Genomic DNA, 19,882 nt, shown 5'->3' with positions numbered 1-19,882 from the left:
TGTGTCAGTCGCGGTAGCCGTGTCCGATATCACGGTCTCCTGTCCGGGGTGTGACTTGTCCGGGACGTTTCACGACGAAGCGTCCCGCTGGGGTGTTCCACAGTGCTGTTCCCGGTTTCATCCCTACGGTTCCTCCGTGGTGGTATGCCAGTTGACCAGGAGAAACTGTTCGATGTTGCTCTCGTGGTGCCGGGGCGTTCCCATGTCGGACTCGGTTCGCCGGGTTCACCTCGCCGTCGTGACTCGCTGCTCACCCGGTCCACTCGGTGTACGGAGCGCTACACCGAAACGGTAGTGTGACCACGGGATCAGCGCGCTTGGCGCGTATCCGGGCAACTTCGATTCAAGTCAACGCGTAACACCGAGGCTGGCGTCTGCGATGAGCAACGTGGGGGACGGGCTGGACGCTCTTGTCAGCGCCTCCATCGACGGCGACCGCCAGTCGATCGAGCGCTTACTGGCCGAAATCCGTCCTTTGGTGGTGCGGTACTGCCGCGCCAGGGTTGGCCGAAACGAACGTACGTTCGCTTCGGCGGACGATGTCGCCCAGGAGGTGTGTCTCGCTGTGCTGACAGCGTTACCCACTTACCGGGACCAGGGACGGCCTTTCCTGGCGTTCGTGTACGGCATCGCCGCGCACAAGGTGGCCGATGCGCACCGTGCATCGGCTCGCAATCGGTCCGAACCGGTCGCGGATCCTCCGGAAACACCGGAAGACCAGGCCGGACCCGAGCAGCGGGCCATACAGGGTGAGCTTTCGGGCAGGATGGCGCAGTTGCTGCGCGTGCTGCCCGCCAAGCAGCGGGAGATCCTGCTGCTTCGGGTGGTCGTCGGGTTGTCCGCGGAGGAAACCGCCGAAGCGGTCGGTTCGACGCCGGGAGCGGTGCGTGTGGCGCAGCACCGTGCGCTCGCCCGGCTGCGAAAGACGCTGTCCGCGGAGGAGGTGGTCTGATTGGCGGAACGAAGAGGCTCCGGAAGTGACGACGACGGGCGTGACTCCGCCGAGCCCGGCCGGCAGGACGACCGGTTCAGTGCCGAAGAGGAGACCGAGTCCGGCCCCGATTCGTCCGGTGACGATTCCGGAACGAGTGTCGAATCTCGATCCGACGAACACCCCTCGAATGATCAAGACGTCGGTGTGCCTGATGAGCCGGAGCATCCCGGCGAGACCGATAACACCGATGCCGAGATCGTGGATTTCCCGCGGGGCGGGCAGCGCTCCGTCCCGGAGTCCGACGACGTCACGTTTTCGGACGACACGCTGCTCTCCGAGGACACGCTGCTCTCCGAGGACATGCTGTTGTCCGAGCAGGAACTGGCCTCCGAGGAGGATATCGCCCTGGCGGACGAGCTCACCGGGGCCGTTGTCGGGGAGGACGCGGAGCCCGTCGACCTCGCGCGCCTGCGGGACGACGACGAGTTGTTGGACATGCTCGGCCAGTCGGGAGGTCACAGCGGCTCCGCCGATGCCGAGACCGACGTCGAGGATATGTTGCTCGCTTGGCGGCGGGATGTCGACGCGACACCGATAGGGGAACTCGTCGACGTCGAGCGTGCCGCCGCCGCGGTGGCGGCGGGCAGGCCCAGGCGCCGTTCCCGCGTTCCCAGGCTGCGTCACCTGGTGCCCGTGGCCAGCGCCGCGGCTGTGCTGATGATCGGCTTCACCGGAGTCGGTCTCGCCGCTCGTGACGCCGCGCCGGGAGACGCGTTGTGGGGCGTCACGCAGGTTCTCTACAGCGACCGTGCCGCTTCGGCCGCCGCCGCTTCCCGTGCGCAGACCCAGTTGAATATGGCCAGCCAAGCCTGGCAGGACGGCCGCGAGGAGGCGGCCGACACCGCTCTGCACCGTGCGGAAGAGCAGCTCAGCACCATCGATCCGGGAGAACGGCGTTCCGACCTGCGTGCCGCGCACGCCTCGTTGAGCGCGAAGTTCGACCGTCCGCCGGCTTCGTCGGTCGGCTCCTCCACCACGGGGAGCGGTTCCGAACAGTCGGGGAGCTCCGCGCCGGACGAGAGCGGTTCCGAACAGCCCGGTAGCTCCGCCACCGATGCCCCGGGGACTTCCGGTGACAGCAACCCGCCCTCCTCGGAGACCACGCCCAGTCCGACGGACGGGTCCGAGCCGAGTACCACCTCGGATCAGGAGCGACCGCCGTCGCCGAGCGAAACCGATCCCAGCGAGACAGGTTCGTCCAGCAGCGGTGACGACACCGTTTCGGGGTCGGGAAGCGGTCGGGCGCGCGATTCCCAGTCCGACTGAGCGGGCGAACCGGCCGGGCGGGTTCGCCGCCCGGCCGGGTACGGGAGTTCCCAGCGGCCGCACCGGTCCGCGATGCCTACGTTGATCCGCAGTGCCTACGCTGATCCTCAGCGGCTGCGCTGGTCCTCGGTCTCGATCACACCGTCGGCGAACCCACGGCAGTACTCCCAGCTCACGTAGTGGCCCGGATTCGGTTCGTACGCCGGTTCGTGCGGGCGCATCCGGCCGTCGTTGAGCAGCTGCTCCAGGCTCGACCGCAACAGTTCCCAGTCGTGGTAGTGCGGTTCGCCGCAGTCCGAGCAGTCCACGACGATCCCGCGGATACCGCGCGGCTCCAGCAACGCCTGGTACACGGCGAGGTCGGCCAGGTCGGACAGCAGTTCGGCACGTTCCTCGTCGCCGAGCTGTTGGTCCTGCTCGAATTCCTGGTCGCCGAGGGCCATGCTCGGGTCTTCCGGATCGCCCGCGAACGGGTCTGGTGGCAATGGGTCATGCGGCACGACCCGCACGGTACCGGTAGCGTCCAACCCCGCCGAGCCGTGGCCGGGGAACCGCTGGTAATCGGCTCTGGATACCATGTGGGGACACCGCCCGTGAGTCGTGTCGAAGGCGTTTTTCGGTGGTGGGTACCTCGTGCCTTCCGGCCGTCTCCGCCGGAACGGCTCGCCGGGTCCGCTTCGCCGCGAGGCACCGGCTCGATCGTCGATTCGAGCGGCCCCGTCCGAGTCGCGAAACAGGCCCCGTTCGAGTCGTGGAACGGGCTCCGGGAGTGTCTCGCGGGTCCGGATACTCACCGAGTGAGACAACCGTTCCCGGACGGGATCCACACGACGCACTTCAAACAGACACCAGGAAGGCACTCCTTCGCGCTATGACCAGCGAGCTGACCGCCCCGGGGTTCCCGACCAAGTTCGCGACGCTCGGGCTGACCTTCGACGACGTGCTGTTGCTGCCCGGCGAGTCCGACATCGTTCCCAGTGCCGTGGACACCAGCACCCGGTTCTCCCGCAACATCCAGCTGCGTGCCCCGCTGAGTTCGGCGGCCATGGACACGGTCACCGAGGCGAGGATGGCCATCGCCATGGCCCGACTCGGCGGCGTGGGAATCCTGCAGCGCAACCTTCCGGCCGACGAGCAGGCCGCCCAGGTCGAGGTGGTCAAGCGCTCCGAGGCGGGAATGGTCACCGACCCGGTGACCTGCTCTCCCGAGGACTCGTTGTCGGATGTGGACGCGCTGTGCGCGCGCTACCGCATCTCCGGCGTTCCGGTAGCCGATCCGGACGGCACGCTGGTGGGCATCATCACCAACCGTGACATGCGGTTCGAGACCGACCACACCAAGCGGGTGCGCGAGATCATGACCTCGGCGCCCCTGATCACCGCCCTGGTCGGGGTCACCGCCGACGACGCGCTCGACCTGCTGCGCAGGAACAAGGTCGAGAAGCTCCCGATCGTGGACAACGCGGGCAAGCTGCGTGGGCTGATCACGGTCAAGGACTTCGTCAAGACCGAGCAGTACCCGGACGCCACCAAGGACGCCGACGGCAGGCTGTTGTGCGGTGCGGCCGTCGGGGTCGGGGCCGACTCGCATGAGCGGGCGATGGCGCTGGTCGACGCGGGGGTGGACGTGCTGGTGGTCGACACCGCCCACGGCCACTCCAAGGCCGTCGCCGAGACCGTGGCCACGCTCAAGAGCGAACTGGGCGACTCCGTCGACGTGGTCGGGGGCAACGTCGCGACCAGGAACGGGGCGCAGTCCCTCGTCGACGCCGGGGCCGACGGCGTCAAGGTCGGCGTCGGGCCGGGCTCCATCTGCACCACCAGGGTGGTGGCGGGCGTCGGCGTACCGCAGATCACCGCCATCTACGAGGCGGACCAGGCCTGCCGTCCCGCCGGGGTTCCGCTGGTGGCCGACGGCGGCATCCAGTACTCCGGCGACATCGCCAAGGCGATCGCCAGCGGTGCCAGCAGCGTGATGCTCGGCAGCCTGTTCGCGGGCACGGCGGAGGCCCCCGGGGAGCTCGTGCTGGTCAACGGCAAGCAGTTCAAGGTCTACCGGGGCATGGGGTCGCTGGGCGCGATGTCCTCGCGGGAGAACGGCAAGTCCTACTCCAAGGACCGCTACTTCCAGGACGACGTGCTCTCCGAGGACAAGTTGGTCCCGGAGGGCATCGAGGGCCGGGTGCCGTATCGCGGCCCGCTCGGGCAGGTGGTGCACCAGCTGATCGGCGGAGTTCGCTCGGGGATGGGCTTCACCGGTTCCGGAACCATCCCGGAACTGCAGCAGGCCCACCTGGTCCGGGTCACGGCGTCGGGGCTCAAGGAGAGCCACCCGCACGACATCACCATGACCGCCGAGGCACCCAACTACACCACGCGGTAGCCTGCCCCGCCGGGCGAACCCGGTGGGAACTCGACCCCCTCTTCGACTCACAGCGGCACCGCGGGAAGGAAACACGTGCGGGATCTTGTGGAAATCGGGATGGGCCGGACGGCCATGCGCGGCTACGACCTGGACGATGTCGAGATCGTTCCGTCGCGCCGTACGCGCTCCTCCAAGGACGTATCCCTGTCCTGGCAGATCGACGCCTATCGCCTCGACATTCCGCTGGTGACGCATCCCACCGACGCGGTGGTGTCACCGGCCACGGCGATCCGGATCGGTGAGCTGGGCGGTCTGGGAGTGCTCAACGCCGAGGGTCTCTGGGCCCGGCACGAGAACGTCGAGGGAGAGCTCGCGCAGGTCGTGCGTACCGCCGAAGAGGGTGAGGGGCCGGACGCCGCGATCGCGATGCTGCAGCAGCTGCACGCCGCGCCCATCCGTACCGACCTGCTGACCGAGGCCATCAAGCAGATCAAGGACTCCGGCGTCACGGTCGCCGCCCGCGTCAGCCCGCAGCACGCGGAGGAACTCACCCCCACGCTGCTCGCCGCCGGTGTCGAGGTGCTGATGGTGCAGGGCACCATCGTCTCCGCCGAGCACGTCTCCCAGGAGGGGGAACCGCTGAACCTCAAGCGGTTCATCGGCGAGCTCGACGTGCCGGTGATCGCGGGCGGGGTCGGCGACTACCGCACCGCGATGCACCTGATGCGCACCGGAGCCGCCGGGGTGATCGTCGGTTTCGGGCAGTCCCGTTCCGCGACCACCACCCAGACGCTGGGCATCGGGGTGCCGATGGCCACCGCCGTGGCCGACGCCGCTGCCGCCCGGCGGGACTACCTGGACGAGACCGGCGGGCGCTACGTGCACGTGATCGCCGACGGCGGGCTGTCCTACTCCGGTGACATCGCCAAGTCGATCGCCTGCGGCGCCGACGCGGTGATGCTGGGGGAGGCCCTCACCGAGACCTCGGAGGCACCCGCGCAGGGTTACTACTGGACGGCCGCGGCGGCGCACCCCAACCTGCCGCGCAGCGAGATCGTCGGTTTCAACAGCGCCGGGGTGGACCTGAACACGCTGCTGTTCGGGCCGAGCAGCGATCCCTACGGGACGCTGAACCTGTTCGGGGCGCTGCGTCGTGCCATGGCCAAGACCGGGTACTCCGAACTGAAGGAGTTCCAGAAGGTCGGTCTGATGTTGTGCCGTTGATTCCGGTTGCCCGGGTGGTCGGTTAGCCGATCGCTGAGTCGGTGCCTCGCCGAGTTGGGCCTGCTCTCGAGTGGGCCCAACGCGGCGAGCGGCTGCCGATTCAGGCGGTACGCGGGGCGTCCCACCGTGCACGACCGCTCCGACGACTCCTCGTCGACCTCCGGCGTTCGCGGTCGAGACGCCGGAGACCTCGCGACGCCGCCTTGGCCGTCGATTCTCGCGATGCCGCGCACACCGTCCGCAGCGCAGGCCGTTCAGGCAACACCGGTGTTCTGCGCAGCGCAGATCCACCACTGGCCATCCAGCTTGGAAAGTATCCAGGTGCCCACGTTGGCGCGTCGGCCCGCTTGGCCGATCGCGGGTTGCCGAAGGCACACGATCGCCACATCCGACCGCGGAAAGATCACCTGCTCGATCTCGTACCAGGTTCGGATGCCTTCGGCGTGGTTTTCCAATCGTTCCTTGTGGTATTCGTGCAGTTCCTGCCAGTTCTGGAACCGGACACCGTTGACGGCGGTGAACACCGTGTCGGCGGTAAACCTGTCGTCGAACTTCGCCGCATCGTGTTCGACGAAGGCGGTTTCGAGTTCGTCGAATACCTTCCTGATCGCGTGCAGATCCTCTTCGTGATCGTCGTCGTGGTGTGCTTTGGGACGGTTCGACATGTTCGTTCCTCTGCCGGGTACGCGGGCGAGTCCGGGGTTCCTAGAGCTTGCCCTCGGGGCTGCTACCGGGAACTCATCGCGGAACGGCCCGATCGCCTGCTCTGGTACCGGCACGTGGAGCGACCTCGTACTGCTCGATGTGAGCCACCACGCCGCGACGTCCGAGGGGCGCGTCGGCGTAGGGGCGCGGGTATGAGCTCCACTGGAAACCTACGGTGACCCACCCGGGGTCGCGGCTTCGGGGGATGCGGGACCGCCGTCGGAACCGGGCTGTGTTCTTGACCGGTTGAGCGGCGGGCCGATGCGTCCGCCGGTTCATGCCGTTGCCCTGCCGCGTTGTCGCTTCGGGTCGGTTCCGGTCGAAAAATGTGCTCTCGGGAGCCGCTCAGCTATGGCTACTGGCGAGTAATTTGTTCTACTCTCACATCCATGAGTGATCGGGGACACCTTCGGCGCGAGAACTCCGGCGAGCACGACTACGACGTGGTCGTGATCGGCTCCGGCTTCGGCGGCAGCGTGGCCGCACTGCGGTTGACCGAGAAGGGATACCGCGTGGCCGTGCTGGAAGCGGGCAGAAGGTTCGCCGACGACGAGTTCCCCAAGACCTCCTGGGACCTGCGCCGCTTCCTGTGGGCACCCCGGCTCGGCTGCTTCGGAATCCAGCGCATCCACATGCTGCAGAACGTGCTGATCCTCGCCGGTGCGGGAGTGGGCGGTGGCTCCCTGGTCTACGCCAACACGCTCTACCGCCCGATGAAGCCGTTCTTCCAGGACTCGCAGTGGGCGCACATCACCGACTGGGAGGACGAGCTCGACCCGCACTACGAGCAGGCGAGCCGGATGCTCGGCGTGGTAACCAATCCCACCGAGACCCCCTCCGACCGCGTCATCCGGCGAGTAGCCGACCGGATGGGAGTGGGCGAGAGCTATCACCCCACCCCGGTGGGGGTGTACTTCGGTAAGCCGGGGGAGAACAACGCCGACCCCTACTTCGGTGGTGCGGGGCCGGAACGCACCGGCTGCACCGAGTGCGGTGCCTGCATGACCGGCTGCCGGGTCGGCGCGAAGAACACCCTGATGAAGAACTACCTCTACCTGGCCGAGTCCAAGGGCGCCGAGGTGTGGCCGCTGACCACGGTCGGCGGGATGCGAAAGGACGCGGACGGCCGCTGGCGGATCCGTACCGAGCGAACCGGTGCCGTGCTGGGTGGGCAGGGTCGAACCTTCACCGCCGACCAGGTGGTGGTCGCCGCCGGGACCTGGGGAACCCAGAACCTGCTGCACCGCTGCGGGCAGCGCGGCGAACTGCCCGGGATCTCCCACAAGCTCGGTGAGCTGACCAGGACCAACTCCGAGGCGATCATCGGCGCGCAGCGCGGTTCGGTCGACGCGGAACGCGACTTCTCCACCGGCACCGCGATCACGTCCTCGTTCCACCCGGACAACGACACCCACATCGAGCCGGTGCGCTACGGCAGGGGAAGCAACGCCATGGGGTTGTTGCAGACCCTGCCCACCAGCGGCAGCATCGACAAGCCGCGCTGGCGGCAGTGGTTGCGAAACGTGCTGACGCGCCCGCTGACCACGCTGCGGCTGCTCTCGGTGCGGCGCTGGAGCGAGCGCACGGTGATCCTGCTGGTGATGCAGAGCCTGGACAACTCGCTGCGCACCAAGCTCGGCAAGGGGCTGTTCGGCCGCCGCAAGCTCGTTTCGCAGCAGGGGCACGGCGCCCCCAACCCGACCTGGATCCCCGCGGGCGAACGGGCCAACGAACTGGCCGCCGAGGAGATCGACGGCATCGCGGGCGGCACCTGGGGCGAACTGTTCGACATCCCGATGACGGCGCACTTCATCGGTGGTTGCCCGATCGGCTCGGACCCGGAGCACGGCGTGATCGATCCCTACCACCGAGCCTGGGGATACCCGGACATGTCCATCGTGGATGGTTCGGCGATAACGGCCAACCTCGGGGTCAACCCCTCGCTTACGATCACCGCGCAGGCGGAGCGAGCCTTCTCGATGTGGCCGAACAAGGGTGAGCCCGACCAGCGCCCCGCCCAGTCGGAGGAGTACCGGCGGGTGGAACCCGTGGCACCCGCCGACCCGGCGGTGCCCTCGCACGCGCCGGGGGCCCTGCGGCGCTGAGCGGACGGATCACAGCCGCCACGATGCTCCCCCGAGATCGTGGCGGGATCGGTCAAAGGTGTGCGACGCCCTCGTCGGGCCTCGGGCCGGGGACGATACGCTGACCGGCGTAGTGTTCTCACCTGGAGGTTCGACGTCGTGTCCGACACCACAGGCGGTATCGACCCCGCCGGGCAGACTGCTGAGCGAGGACGACCCGGTAACGGTCCCGTCCTGGTGGTCGACTTCGGCGCGCAGTACGCGCAGCTGATCGCCCGCCGGGTACGCGAGGCGCAGGTCTATTCCGAGGTGGTCCCGCACGACACGCCCGTCGAGGAGATGCTGCGCCGCGACCCCGCCGCCATCGTGCTCTCCGGCGGCCCCGCCAGCGTCTACGCGGCCGACGCGCCGCAGGTGGACGCGGAACTGTTCCGCTCCGGAGTGCCCGTGCTGGGGATCTGCTACGGCTTCCAGGCCATGACCAGGGCACTCGGCGGCACCGTCGAGCACACCGGCACCAGGGAGTTCGGGCGTACCGAGCTGTCGGTGTGTTCCGCGGGCGGGACGTTGCACCAGGAGCTCCCGGATCACCACCCGGTCTGGATGAGTCACGGTGACTCGGTGAGCAAGGCTCCCGAGGGATTCCGGGTGATCGCCGAGACCGCCGACACGCCGGTCGCCGCCTTCGAGAACCCGGAGAGCGGCCTGGCCGGGGTGCAGTACCATCCCGAGGTGGCGCACTCGCCGCACGGCCAGGAAGTGCTGCGCCGCTTCCTGCACGACATCGCCGGTATCCGACCGAAGTGGACCACCACCTCGATCGTGGACGAGACCGTCACGGCCATCCGCGAGCGGATCGGGGACGCCCGCGCCATCTGCGCACTCTCCGGCGGTGTGGACTCGGCCGTGGCCGGTGCGCTGGTCAACAAGGCGGTCGGTGATCAGCTGACCTGCGTGTTCGTCGACCACGGGCTGCTGCGTTCCGGGGAGCGCACCCAGGTCGAGCGTGACTTCGTCGCCGCCACCGGAGCTCGGCTGGTCGTGATCGACGCCGTGGAGCAGTTCACCCACGCGCTGGCGGGTGTCACCGACCCCGAGGAGAAGCGCAAGATCATCGGGCGCGAGTTCATCCGCACCTTCGAGCGCGCCGCGCGCGAGCTGCAGGAGGAAGCCGGTCAGGCCGGTGAGCGGGTCGAGTACCTGGTGCAGGGCACGCTCTACCCGGATGTCGTCGAGTCCGGGGGAGGCAGCGGCACGGCCAACATCAAGAGCCACCACAACGTCGGCGGGCTGCCCGAGGACCTGCAGTTCGACCTGGTCGAACCGTTGCGCGCGCTGTTCAAGGACGAGGTGCGCCGGGTCGGGCTGGAGATGGGGTTGCCCGAGACCATCGTGCACCGGCAGCCGTTCCCCGGTCCGGGGCTGGCCATCCGCATCATCGGCGAGGTCACGCCGCAGCGGTTGGCGACGCTGCGTGCGGCGGACGCGATCGCCCGCGAGGAGCTGACCGCCTCCGGCGTCGACCGCGACATCTGGCAGTGCCCGGTGGTGCTGCTCGCCGACGTGCAGTCGGTCGGTGTGCAGGGCGACGGGCGCACCTACGGTCACCCGGTGGTGCTGCGTCCGGTGTCCAGCGAGGACGCCATGACGGCGGACTGGACCAGGCTGCCCTACGAGGCGCTGGAGCGGATCTCGACCCGGATCACCAACGAGGTCGCCGACGTCAACCGGGTGACGCTGGACGTGACGTCCAAGCCCCCGGGCACCATCGAGTGGGAGTGACCACGGGCAGTTCACCAGCCTGAACCGCTTTCCTCGGTGGAGACACGTTTCTCGGCGGGCACGCGCGTGCCCGCCGAGTTCGCCCTCCCGCTGCTCGGCTCAGCGCCTGCGCGGCTACCCGGATCAGCTCCTGCGCAGCGAGGCCACCAGCATGATCACTCCGATGGCCGCCGCCGCGAAGGCCAGTACGCGCTGCGTGGACCAGCCCCCGCCGACGAGGAAGTAGATCGACGCCGCCACGGTCATGATTCCCGCGGTCAGGGTGACCGGATCCGGGCTGAACCGGCGTGCTCCGCCGTTCTTGTTCTCGGTCACGGGCTCCGGCCTTGGTTGGTGCTGCTCAGTAGCCACGGATCACCTCCACGCTTCCCGTCTCCGTCATCAGGTTCAGCCGGACGGAACCGCCGCCGGGACCGTCGGTGCCGAGGTCGTTCTCGGTGACCCGGATGTCCCTGCCCGAGTGCTCGTTGCCGAGGCAGTCCACCCGCCCCAGATCACTGGCACAGGTGACCCGCGCGTCGGTCTCCGGCGGGAGGTGGACGGTCACCGTGCCCATGCCCAGGGCCACATCGGTGGCGACCTCCCTGTCCGCGGGAAACCGCATGTTCTCCAGACGCAGGGTGACGTTTCCCAGCGAGCCGGAGTACTCCGAGGCCAGTTCCGTGGCGTTCTCCGGGGCCTCGATCGCGTTGGTGTAGCCCTCCCACGGTCGCTCCGGAAGCACCGTGGACAGCATCGCCGCCAGCACCACGGGGACCGCGAACAGGATGAGCCAGCGCCCCCGGCGCAGGAAGGAGCCCACCAGCATTCCGCAGCCGATCACTCCGAGCATCAGCGCCCAGATCTTCACCGCCGCCAGCCCGAGGGCTATCCCGAAGCCGCCCACCAGCAGCGCGATTCCCAACGTCGCCAGTGTGATCGAGTAACGCGGCCCGCGGCTTCCGGCGGATCCCCGCTCCGGAGGCCGCGGTTCGTTGGCAGGGTGCGTCCAACCGGTGGGTGGTGGTTGGTTCGGCGGCTGAGCGAACCGCTCGGTCGGGTAGCGGGGTGGCTCCGGGGCGGGTGGTCCCGACACGGGTGGCCCGTACGGGGGCGCCTCGGATCGGGTGGTCGTCTCGGTTGGCCCTGGGCTCTCGGGTGGCCCTGGGCTCTCGGGTGGCCCTGGGCTCTCGGGTGACGCTGGGCTCTCGGGTGGCCCTGGGCTCTCGGGTGACGCTGGGCTCTCGGGTGGCCCTGGGCTCTCGGGTGACGCTGTGGTCCCGGAGGAGCCGATCGCGTACCGTTCCGTTTCCGCGCCCGTCGGCCCGGACACCGTCGTTTCGTACGTCCCGGATTCTCCCGTCGCGGACATCCCCGGCTGCGGTGCCATGTCGGTCGTCGCCGTCCCCCCGGTCCCGTACTGCCCCCCGGGGCCGTACGACTGCCCAGGGGGGACGCGATCGCCGAAATGCCGGTGCAGCAGGTACAGCGCCAGCACCCCCAGCGCCAGCCCGAACACGCCCGGCATGTCGAACGCGGCGAGCGAGACCGGGACGAACACCACCGTTATCAGGGCGAGTACCGCCAGTCGAACGGCGGTGTTGCCCGGTGCGTCGCTCGACTTCGGCAACGTCGCCCAGCCGAGCAGGTAGAACAGCAGTCCGGCACCGCCGTAGAAGGTGCCGATCACGAACACCACCCGCAGCAGCACCGGATCCACGCCGTAGCGATTGCCGAGCGCGGCGGCCACACCCGCGATCTTGCGCCCCTCGGAGGGGCGCGTGGGCCTGGTCTCCCAGAAATCGCGGAAGGTTCCCTTGATCTCCGCCCACGTTCCCCGCGCACCGTTGGAGCCGCCGGGCCGAGCGGTACCCCCCGAACCGGTACCGCTCGGACCGCTGTGTGCGCGGGCGTCGGCGTACTGCCCGCCACCCTCGTACTGCCCGCCGCCGTCGGTCGTTCCGCCGTTCATGTCGCTCACTCTGCCGGTATTACGAGTCCCGGTCGTCAGGGTGTTCCCCTGAGCGCACCCGGACAATCCGGTGCCGTTCCCCGATGCCGCCGTCGGTGCGCGCGTGTGATTATCGATGCCGTGCAGGTCCGTTCCAGGCAGTTTTCCAGTGAGAGCGTTACGGGGGAGGACTCCCGCGCGATGTCCGAGCGACGGACCCGGCCGATGTACGTCAGCGGGACCGACATCCCACGGCTCTACCGGCGCCGCTCCGGCCGGGTGGTGGCCGGTGTGGCGATCGGGATCTCGGATCACCTGGGGTTCCCGGTGGTGTGGGTTCGTGCCGTGTTCGCGATGCTGGCCGCGCTCGGCGGTGCGGGCATCCTCGGTTACGGGCTGCTGTGGATCTTCGTGCGGCAGCGTTCCGACATCGTCGGTACCGAGTCGGAACGCGAGCGCAGGCAGGGGGTGGGGCTGCTGCTGCTCGGCGTCGGACTGGCCGCGGTCGTGGCCTCGGTCAGTGCCGTACCGCCGTGGCTGGTCGGTGCGCTGGGGGCGACGCTGGTCGGCGGTGCGGTCATCTGGCGGGAGGCCGACGAGTCGCAGCGCGGTCAGTGGCGCGAGGGGGCCCGTTCCAGCATCGTGGGGCTGTTCGGCGACGGTGGGCGTGCCGGGGTGCTGCGGCTGTTGGCGGGAGTGGCGCTGGTCTTCCTCGGGTTGTGCGCGTTCGTGCTCGCCACCATCGGTAGCGAGGTGCCCGTGGTGCTCGCCGCCGTGGTGGCGACGCTGATCGGCGTGGCACTGCTGACCGTGCCGTGGTGGATGCGGTTGAGCGGGGACCTCGATGTGGAGCGCTCCACCCGGATTCGTTCGCAGGAGCGCGCCGAACTCGCGGCGCATCTGCACGACTCGGTGCTGCAGACCCTGGCGCTGATCCAGAAGCAGGCCGGGGCCGAGCGGGAGGTGCGCCGGCTGGCGCGGAGTCAGGAGCGCGAGCTGCGCCGCTGGTTGTACGGCCCCGGTGGTTACAGTGGTTCCTCGCGGCCGATGAGCCACGCCCCCACGGCCTCGCCGGGAACTCCGGGCGAGGAAGCGGCGACGACCGGTGAGTTCGAACGGCTCCCGGAGGAGACGCTGGCCGCCGAACTGGCGCGGATCTGCGGTGAGGTCGAGGACGCCTTCGCGATCACGGTGCAGCACGTCGTCGTGGGCGACGGTCCGCTGGACGAGCCGCTGCGCGCGGTACTGGCCGCCGCGCGGGAGGCCATCGTCAACGCCGCCAAGCACGCGGGGGTCGACGAGGTCAGCGTCTACGCCGAGTCACAGCCCGACCGGGTGGAGTTGTTCGTCCGGGACAGGGGGGTGGGATTCGACCCCGACGAGGTGGATCCCGATCGGCACGGACTGACCGAGTCGATCCGGGGCAGGATGGAACGCAACGGCGGACGGGTGCGGTTGCGCACTTCGCCCGGGGCGGGGACCGAGATACATCTGGACCTGCCGCGAGAAGAGCAGTGAACACCGGTTGAGGAGCCCGTTATGGCAGAGCGAGCGGACGAGTGGCGGGACCCGGCAGCGCGTGCCGACGGCCCGCCGGGTGGCAGTCCAGTGGATGGCAGCCCAGTGGATGGCAGCCCAGTGGACGACAGCCCAGCGGACGACAGCCCAGCGGACGACAGCGGTGCGGCGACCGGCGAGCAGGGGCCGGTCGGGGTCTACCTCGTCGACGATCACGCGCTGTTCCGAGCCGGCGTTCGCGCCGAGCTCGCCGCGTTCGAGGACCGGGTTCGGGTGCTGGGTGAGGCGGGATCGGTGGCCGAGGCCGTGGCGGGCATCGAGCACCTGCGTCCCGCCGTGGTGCTGCTCGACGTGCACATGCCCGACGGCGGGGGTGCCGAGGTGCTGCGCCGGGTGCGCGAGCGGGGGGTCGGCGTCGTCTTTCTCGCCCTCTCGGTTTCCGACGCCGCGGAGGACGTCATCACGGTGATTCGCGGTGGGGCGCGCGGCTACGTCACAAAGACGATCTCGGGCCGCGAACTCGCCGACGCCGTTCGCCGTGTCGCGGCGGGCGACGCGGTCTTCTCACCACGGCTGGCGGGATTCGTGCTGGACGCCTTCTCGCAGGGCGCCAGCTCGGCGGAGGTGAGTGACCCGGAGCTGGACCAGCTCACCCGCAGGGAGCGGGACGTGCTGCGGTTGCTGGCGAGGGGTTATTCCTACCGCGAGATCGGTTCCGAGCTGTTCATCTCGGTCAAGACCGTCGAGACCCACGTTTCCAGCGTGCTGCGCAAGACCCAGCTGTCCAACCGCTACGAGCTGTCCAAGTGGGCCTCCGATCGGCGGCTGGTCTGAGGTGGAGCGAACGGGGCTATGTTTGGCCACGTCCGATACCGGCAATCCAGGTGACCCGGGCGATTCAACGCTCACCGCGAGAGCGGTGAGCACGCCGCTCATGTGAAAGCAGCGTCACCTCGCAGGTGTCGCCTGGAAAGGACGGTCAGCGCAACGATGCAGTATCACGAGTTTCTCGCCGCCGTGGAAAAGCACGGCGGGCCGACCGAACGGGACCACGCCGATCAGGCGAGCAAGATCGTACTCGCCACCATCGGTCAGCGCTTGGCCGGACAGGAGCCCAGGGATCTGGCCAGTCAGTTGCCTCCCGAACTGCAGGAGCCCCTGCTGCAGCACACGGGGGAGGACGAGATCGGAGACGACCTGGACGACTTCCTGCGGCGGGTCGCCGATCGTGAGGGTCGCGGCTGTGACCCCGAGACGGCGTTGACCCACTCCCAGGCGGTGCTGGGCACGATCGCCGAGTTCGTCTCCGCCGGTGAGATCGACGACCTGCGGTCCCAACTGCCCGCGGGTTACGCTCCGCTGTTCCAGCAGCCGCGGTAGAACGTTGGCACCCGCCGGCCAGGCGGGACGATGACTCGTGTTCCGCGGCGGGCGAGCCGATTCCGGGAGGCAGAGGATGGACTACGAGGAGATGGTCACCGCGCTGCGGCGACACTTGGAGCCCGGCGTCCCGAACCCCGAAACGGTGCTGGCCGCCACGGTTCAGGCCCTCGGTGAAAGTGCCTGGAACGTGGCCGCCGAGCTGCGGGCGCATCTTCCCCGGCAGTTGGGGGAGGTTCAGCCCGCCGGGCCCGGCGAGCCGCTCTCGGTGGACGCCTTCCTCGACCGCATCGGCCAGTTGAGTGGTGCCCAGGACTCCGAGCAGGCCCAGGAGTACGGCCGGGCGGGGGTGGCCGTGGTCAGCCAAGCGCTTCCAGCGGTACAGCTGCGCCGACTGCTGCACGAGCTGCCCGAGGACTACGCGACGCTGCTTCCCAGCGACAGCGGCCTGAGCGCCACGGCGGACACGTTGTTGGCCGAGGTGCGTCGTCGCGTCGCCTTCGACGATACGGAGCAGGCTCGGCAGCTGACCCAGGCGGTGCTGGGGGTGACGGCGCAGGCCGTCAGCCAGGGTGAGGTCGACCGGCTCACCGGTGCTCTTCCGCCGGAGATCGGGGCTCTCCTCGACACGCGGGAATTCGCCCAGCACACCGACACCGATCGCTTCCTGGCGGAGATCGCCCGACGCAGTGACGTGACCGAGCCGGACCTCGTTCGGGACCACACCGCGGCCGTGTTCAACGTGCTGGGCGAGTGGGCTCCCGAGGAGACGGCTGACACCCTCGATCAGCTTCCCAAGCCGGTGGCCGCACTCGCGAGGGGCCGGTGACCCCGCCACACGGCGGTGACCCCGCCCGGTGAGCCTCGTGGCCGTGCGTCGATTTCTCGCGAAATGTACGAAACAGTGGGGAACTCAGTCGCGCGCCGGTTCCGGGGTTTTCCGCTCGGCGCCGTTACGGGACTTCCGGTCGCCGCGCACGTTCGTGCGGCTCAGGGCCACTCCCACCAGCACGATCAGCATCCCGAGCAGCACGCGCGGGCCGAAGCTCTCGTCGAGCACCATCCAGCCCAGCAGCACCGAGACGATGGGCATCAGGTACGTGACGGTGGAGGCGGTGGTCGCTCCCTCGTCGGAGACGATCCGCAGTTGCAGCGCGAACGCGAATCCGGTGCCGAACACTCCCAGCACACCCACCGCCAGCAGCGGAACCGGCGCGAGCTCGACCGGCCCCAGACCGCCCAGCGGCAGGGTCAGCACCGCGATCCCGGTCGCCGCCGACATCTGCATCGCGCCGACCGTCAGCGGTGACAGCCGCTGCCCGTCGGGACCGGACCCGCTCAGGCCGCGCCCAATGTAGACGAAACCGAGCCCGTAGCTCATCGCGGCGCCCAGGCAGGCGAGCGCACCCCATCCCAGGAGGCCGCTCGAACCGTTCCAGGGCGCCAGGATCACCACCACCCCCGAGAAACCCAGCAGCAGCCCCAACAATCGCGGTGGGGGCAGGGAACGCTGCGTTCCGAACGCGAGTCCGAACACCACGGTCCACAACGGTGTGGTCGCGTTGAGCACCCCCGCGATGCCGGAGTCGACGGTGCGCTCGCCCAGGCCGAACAGCACCCACGGCAGCACGTTGCTGAACACCGCGGCGCCCGCGATGCTGCCCCACAGCCGTCGCCCCTCGGGCGATGCGGGGTTGACGAGAGGAAGACCGTTCAGCAGGCACAGACCCACCAGCACGACCGCGCCGAGCGTGATCCGGGAGAACGCCACCTGGGTGGGCGACATCGCCTCCAGCCCCAGTTTGATGAACAGGAAGCTCGCTCCCCACAGCAGCGCGAGCGTAAGCAGCCGCACGTAGTTGGCGCGGTTGTACACGGAAGTCCTCCACAGCAGGCCGGTCGTCGTGGTGAACCAGTCACCACCAACACGATGGGTGCCGAGTCGGATAAGCACAAGTAGATTTTTCTACACAAACCTTTCAGTTCTGCTGTACTATTCGTGACATGTTGGATGTCCGGCGGATGCAGGTGCTGCGAGCCGTGGTCAACAGCGGTTCGGTGAGTGCTGCCGCGAACAACCTGGGTTACACCCCTTCGGCCATCAGCCAGCAACTCAGCACGCTGGAACGAGAGGCCGGGCTGTCGTTGTTGGAGAAGGTGGGCCGGGGAGTCCGGCCCACCGCGGCCGGGACGATGCTGGCCGAACGGGCCGGGGACCTCTCCGAACTGTTGTCCAAAACGGAGAGTGAGCTCGCGGGAATGCGTGCCGGGGATTCCGGCGTGCTGCGCCTGCGGTTCTTCCAGAGCGCCAGCGTCGCGCTGATCCCGCCCGCCGTGGCCGCCTTCCGGGACAGGTATCCGCGGGTTCGGCTGGACCTGGGAATGCAGGAGGAGGGAATGCTGGATCGGGTCGCCGAGGGCGACGCGGATCTGGCCGTGATCGTGGTGGGACGTGATGTCCCCTCGGTCTCCGGCGTTCGACTGCTGCACCTGGTCGACGAGCCCTACCGCGTGGTGCTGCCCGTGGGGCACCCGCTCTGCTCGGAGGAGTACATCGACCTGGCCCGGCTCTCCGAGGAGTCCTGGATCCAGGACTCCGTGGGGTCTGGACCGTGCGCGGAGTCGCTCTACGACGCGTTCGCCGCCGCCGGATTCACGCCGCACCTGGCGCTCGAATCGGACAGTCCACAGTCGTCACAAGGGTTCGTCGCGGCGGGGATGGGGATATCGCTCGTCCCACGACTGGGACTGGATCCGGTGCATCCGGGTGTGGAGGTACGGCCGTTGCGCAATCCCGAACCGGTCCGTCGGATCTACGTGGCCGTACGGGAGTCGGTGGTGCACGCCCCCAACACGGCGGCCTTGCTGCAGGTCCTCCGCGAGACCGCGCAGGCATAGGTCCCGCGGCGGGCGAACGGCGGGATCAGGTGGCGCCGCTGTCGGTGTTGACCAGCGGCTCTCCGCCTCTGACGATCATGCCGAAGACATGCCGCTCGGTGCTGCTGTCACCGTCCTCCTTCTGGTAGCGCAGCACTGCCTCCACCTGGTTGTCGCCGATCACCTTCGGGCCGCTGACGATCTCCACGCTCTCTATCGAGTCCCAGAAATCCTCGTAGGTTTCCTTCCCGACCGATTTCAGCTCCGGTCCCAGCATCCGCCACGCGTCGTCGGTGTCGTCGGTGACCGTGTCGAAATAGGTCCGAACCGTGCCGACCAGTTCGTCGTCACCGACCGAGTTCGGAGCGGGATCCTCCTCCGAGGAATCGGCGGAGGACGGTGGTGTCGTGGAGCTCGTGGTTGTCGCCGCCTCGTTAGAGCGCCCGGAACTCGGCGAGTCGGCCGAGCTACCCCGTGAACGGGGAAGTTCGCCCGCCGAGGTGCTCGTGGCAGCCGCGGCCGCGTCCGAGGCGCCGGAGCCGCCGCCGTTGCCTCCGGTGAAGGCGTTCGCCGCCAGTATCCCCAGCAGGATCGCCGCGATCACCGCCACTGTCCAGCCCGCCACTCGCTTGGCCGTGCCGGTGCTGACCGCCCCGCTCTCGGCACCGACCCTGGTGGGCGGATTGGCCGCCGCCGGAGGCGCTCCCACTCGCGTGGGGTTCGACTGATTGCCCGCGGCAGCGGTGGCTGCCGGTGTCCCGCCCGGCGGTAAGCCCGGATTCGGCGGTCGCGCGGGCATGCTCGGCGCTGCCGCGGCCGGAGCCGCCTGGTTCAGCGGCCCGACCGGGGTGGCGGGACCATGCCCCTGCTGCTGGCTGCCCCCGAGCCCCGGAAGGGGTCTGCCGTCCCGCACCGCCTGCAGAATGTCCCTGGCCTGGGCCATGGTCGGCCGTTCCACCGGATCGGCCCGCAGCAGTTCCAGCAGGGCGGGCGTCATCGGTCCGGCGTTGCGCGGGTGGTCGACCTGTCCGCGTGAAACGCGGTGCAGCAGACTGATCGCGTTGTCGTCCACCCCGAACGGTGGATGGCCCTCGATGGCGGCGTAGAGGGTCGAGCCCAGCGAGAACACGTCCGAGGCCGGGGCCGGATCCCTGCCGAGAGCCACCTCGGGGGAGAGGTAGGCGGGTGTGCCAGCGAGAATGCCGCTCTTGGTGACCGCGACGTCGCCGACCGCCCGGGAGATACCGAAGTCGGTGATCTTGGCGGTGCCGTCGCCGCCGAGCAGGATGTTGCCCGGCTTCAGATCACGGTGCACGATCCCGGCCAGGTGGGCCGCCGCCAGCGCCGCCGCGACCTGCGCCCCGATCCCCGCTACCTCGATCGGCGACAGCAGGCCCCGTTCGGAGATCCGCGAGGCGAGGCTCTCGGAGGGCAGGTACTCCATCACCAGCACCGGTTGGCCGTCCTCCTCGGCCACGTCGAACACCGCGATGGCGTTCTGGTGCTGCAACCGAGCCGCGATCCGCCCCTCGCGCATCGAGCGCTCGCGGGCCTCCCTGGTCTCGGCCTCGGTGTGGCCCTGCTGCAGCAGCAACTGCTTGACGGCCACGGTGCGCTGCAGCCGTTCGTCGACCGCGCGCCAAACGACTCCCATCGCACCGCTGCCGATGCTCTCGTGCAGCCGGTAGCGTCCGGCGATCAGACGACCTTCGGCGCTCACAGTTCTCCCAGATCCTGGCGATGTCGGTGACCGGACG

General features: G+C 69.1%; 17 protein-coding genes. 11 read left to right on the top strand and 6 right to left on the bottom strand.

The genetic code is table 11. From position 1 onward, the window contains the following. The first annotated feature begins 379 nt into the window (after window positions 1–379). On the top strand, window positions 380–952 hold the full coding sequence (locus tag J2S53_RS12355; protein ID WP_043570589.1) for a sigma-70 family RNA polymerase sigma factor: 573 nt from the start codon (window positions 380–382) through the stop codon (window positions 950–952). Further along, window positions 953–2,260 carry an anti-sigma-D factor RsdA gene (locus tag J2S53_RS12350; protein WP_456241093.1) on the top strand — a complete coding sequence of 436 codons (1,308 nt, stop codon included), beginning with the start codon at window positions 953–955 and terminating at the stop codon, window positions 2,258–2,260. A 107-nt stretch (window positions 2,261–2,367) separates the two neighbouring features. Here J2S53_RS12350 and J2S53_RS12345 read toward each other — a convergent pair whose 3' ends face one another. Next, window positions 2,368–2,769, bottom strand: coding sequence for a DUF5319 family protein (locus tag J2S53_RS12345; RefSeq protein ID WP_092625948.1), 402 nt, complete (start codon window positions 2,767–2,769; stop codon window positions 2,368–2,370). 362 nt (window positions 2,770–3,131) lie between these two features. Between J2S53_RS12345 and guaB the strand changes: the two genes are divergently transcribed. Continuing rightward, window positions 3,132–4,643, top strand: coding sequence for an IMP dehydrogenase (gene guaB / locus J2S53_RS12340; RefSeq protein WP_456241092.1), 1,512 nt, complete (start codon window positions 3,132–3,134; stop codon window positions 4,641–4,643). A gap of 75 nt (window positions 4,644–4,718) precedes the next feature. Further along, window positions 4,719–5,849: a GuaB3 family IMP dehydrogenase-related protein gene (locus J2S53_RS12335; RefSeq protein ID WP_092922962.1), complete on the top strand. Its 1,131-nt coding sequence runs from the start codon at window positions 4,719–4,721 to the stop codon at window positions 5,847–5,849. 254 nt (window positions 5,850–6,103) lie between these two features. On the opposite strand, the gene J2S53_RS12330 is transcribed toward J2S53_RS12335, so the two are convergent. Next, window positions 6,104–6,514: an SgcJ/EcaC family oxidoreductase gene (locus J2S53_RS12330; RefSeq protein ID WP_456241091.1), complete on the bottom strand. Its 411-nt coding sequence runs from the start codon at window positions 6,512–6,514 to the stop codon at window positions 6,104–6,106. 429 nt (window positions 6,515–6,943) lie between these two features. Between J2S53_RS12330 and J2S53_RS12325 the strand changes: the two genes are divergently transcribed. Both J2S53_RS12325 and guaA read left to right on the top strand, forming a co-directional pair. After that, on the top strand, window positions 6,944–8,659 hold the full coding sequence (locus J2S53_RS12325) for an FAD-dependent oxidoreductase (protein WP_456241090.1): 1,716 nt from the start codon (window positions 6,944–6,946) through the stop codon (window positions 8,657–8,659). 159 nt (window positions 8,660–8,818) lie between these two features. Then, the gene (gene guaA, locus J2S53_RS12320) at window positions 8,819–10,420 is read left to right on the top strand and encodes a glutamine-hydrolyzing GMP synthase (RefSeq protein WP_456242781.1); all 1,602 of its coding nucleotides are present in this window, start codon (window positions 8,819–8,821) and stop codon (window positions 10,418–10,420) included. A 123-nt stretch (window positions 10,421–10,543) separates the two neighbouring features. On the opposite strand, the gene J2S53_RS12315 is transcribed toward guaA, so the two are convergent. Both J2S53_RS12315 and J2S53_RS12310 read right to left on the bottom strand, forming a co-directional pair. Beyond that, window positions 10,544–10,771 (bottom strand): hypothetical protein, encoded by a 228-nt coding sequence (locus J2S53_RS12315; RefSeq protein WP_456241089.1) that lies wholly within the window; start codon window positions 10,769–10,771, stop codon window positions 10,544–10,546. Further along, a complete protein-coding gene (locus J2S53_RS12310; RefSeq protein WP_456241088.1) occupies window positions 10,761–12,371 on the bottom strand; it encodes a PspC domain-containing protein in 1,611 nt (536 codons plus the stop codon). Before J2S53_RS12310 ends, J2S53_RS12315 begins: the two co-directional genes overlap by 11 nt. Window positions 12,372–12,551: 180 nt before the next feature. Between J2S53_RS12310 and J2S53_RS12305 the strand changes: the two genes are divergently transcribed. The 4 genes from J2S53_RS12305 (at window position 12,552) to J2S53_RS12290 (ending at window position 16,077) form a co-directional block, all read left to right on the top strand. Beyond that, entirely contained in the window at window positions 12,552–13,868 is a 1,317-nt protein-coding gene (locus tag J2S53_RS12305) for an ATP-binding protein (protein WP_456241087.1), read from the top strand. A gap of 21 nt (window positions 13,869–13,889) precedes the next feature. Next, complete coding sequence (locus J2S53_RS12300) at window positions 13,890–14,702, top strand: response regulator (protein ID WP_456241086.1); 813 nt, start codon at window positions 13,890–13,892, stop codon at window positions 14,700–14,702. A gap of 156 nt (window positions 14,703–14,858) precedes the next feature. Then, window positions 14,859–15,248, top strand: a complete 390-nt coding sequence (locus tag J2S53_RS12295) for a DUF2267 domain-containing protein (RefSeq protein ID WP_456241085.1) — start codon at window positions 14,859–14,861, stop codon at window positions 15,246–15,248. Window positions 15,249–15,324: 76 nt separating this feature from the next. Continuing rightward, complete coding sequence (locus tag J2S53_RS12290) at window positions 15,325–16,077, top strand: DUF2267 domain-containing protein (protein ID WP_456241084.1); 753 nt, start codon at window positions 15,325–15,327, stop codon at window positions 16,075–16,077. Between the two features lie 84 nt (window positions 16,078–16,161). On the opposite strand, the gene J2S53_RS12285 is transcribed toward J2S53_RS12290, so the two are convergent. Then, on the bottom strand, window positions 16,162–17,124 hold the full coding sequence (locus J2S53_RS12285; RefSeq protein WP_456242780.1) for a DMT family transporter: 963 nt from the start codon (window positions 17,122–17,124) through the stop codon (window positions 16,162–16,164). 128 nt (window positions 17,125–17,252) lie between these two features. Between J2S53_RS12285 and J2S53_RS12280 the strand changes: the two genes are divergently transcribed. Further along, window positions 17,253–18,146: a LysR family transcriptional regulator gene (locus J2S53_RS12280; RefSeq protein WP_456241083.1), complete on the top strand. Its 894-nt coding sequence runs from the start codon at window positions 17,253–17,255 to the stop codon at window positions 18,144–18,146. A gap of 25 nt (window positions 18,147–18,171) precedes the next feature. Here the strand turns inward: J2S53_RS12280 and J2S53_RS12275 are convergent, their stop codons facing one another. Next, on the bottom strand, window positions 18,172–19,845 hold the full coding sequence (locus J2S53_RS12275) for a serine/threonine-protein kinase (RefSeq protein ID WP_456241082.1): 1,674 nt from the start codon (window positions 19,843–19,845) through the stop codon (window positions 18,172–18,174). Window positions 19,846–19,882 lie beyond the last annotated feature (37 nt).

The sequence above is a fragment of the Actinopolyspora lacussalsi genome (genome assembly GCA_030803735.1).
In the GTDB taxonomy this organism is placed as follows: Bacteria; Actinomycetota; Actinomycetes; order Mycobacteriales; family Pseudonocardiaceae; genus Actinopolyspora; species Actinopolyspora lacussalsi.
Note: the sequence above shows the minus strand (reverse complement) of the source record. Positions and strands in the feature narration are given on the sequence as shown.

What these genes read in the sequence shown, in the direction of transcription:
- J2S53_RS12355 (WP_043570589.1), top strand. Translation starts at nt 380, where the DNA reads ATGAGCAACGTGGGGGACGGGCTGGACGCTCTTGTCAGCGCCTCCATC.
- guaB (WP_456241092.1), top strand. Translation starts at nt 3,132, where the DNA reads ATGACCAGCGAGCTGACCGCCCCGGGGTTCCCGACCAAGTTCGCGACG.
- J2S53_RS12290 (WP_456241084.1), top strand. Translation starts at nt 15,325, where the DNA reads ATGGACTACGAGGAGATGGTCACCGCGCTGCGGCGACACTTGGAGCCC.
- J2S53_RS12305 (WP_456241087.1), top strand. Translation starts at nt 12,552, where the DNA reads ATGTCCGAGCGACGGACCCGGCCGATGTACGTCAGCGGGACCGACATC.
- J2S53_RS12280 (WP_456241083.1), top strand. Translation starts at nt 17,253, where the DNA reads ATGTTGGATGTCCGGCGGATGCAGGTGCTGCGAGCCGTGGTCAACAGC.
- J2S53_RS12300 (WP_456241086.1), top strand. Translation starts at nt 13,890, where the DNA reads ATGGCAGAGCGAGCGGACGAGTGGCGGGACCCGGCAGCGCGTGCCGAC.
- J2S53_RS12325 (WP_456241090.1), top strand. Translation starts at nt 6,944, where the DNA reads ATGAGTGATCGGGGACACCTTCGGCGCGAGAACTCCGGCGAGCACGAC.
- J2S53_RS12310 (WP_456241088.1), bottom strand. Translation starts at nt 12,371, where the DNA reads ATGAACGGCGGAACGACCGACGGCGGCGGGCAGTACGAGGGTGGCGGG.
- J2S53_RS12295 (WP_456241085.1), top strand. Translation starts at nt 14,859, where the DNA reads ATGCAGTATCACGAGTTTCTCGCCGCCGTGGAAAAGCACGGCGGGCCG.
- J2S53_RS12330 (WP_456241091.1), bottom strand. Translation starts at nt 6,514, where the DNA reads ATGTCGAACCGTCCCAAAGCACACCACGACGACGATCACGAAGAGGAT.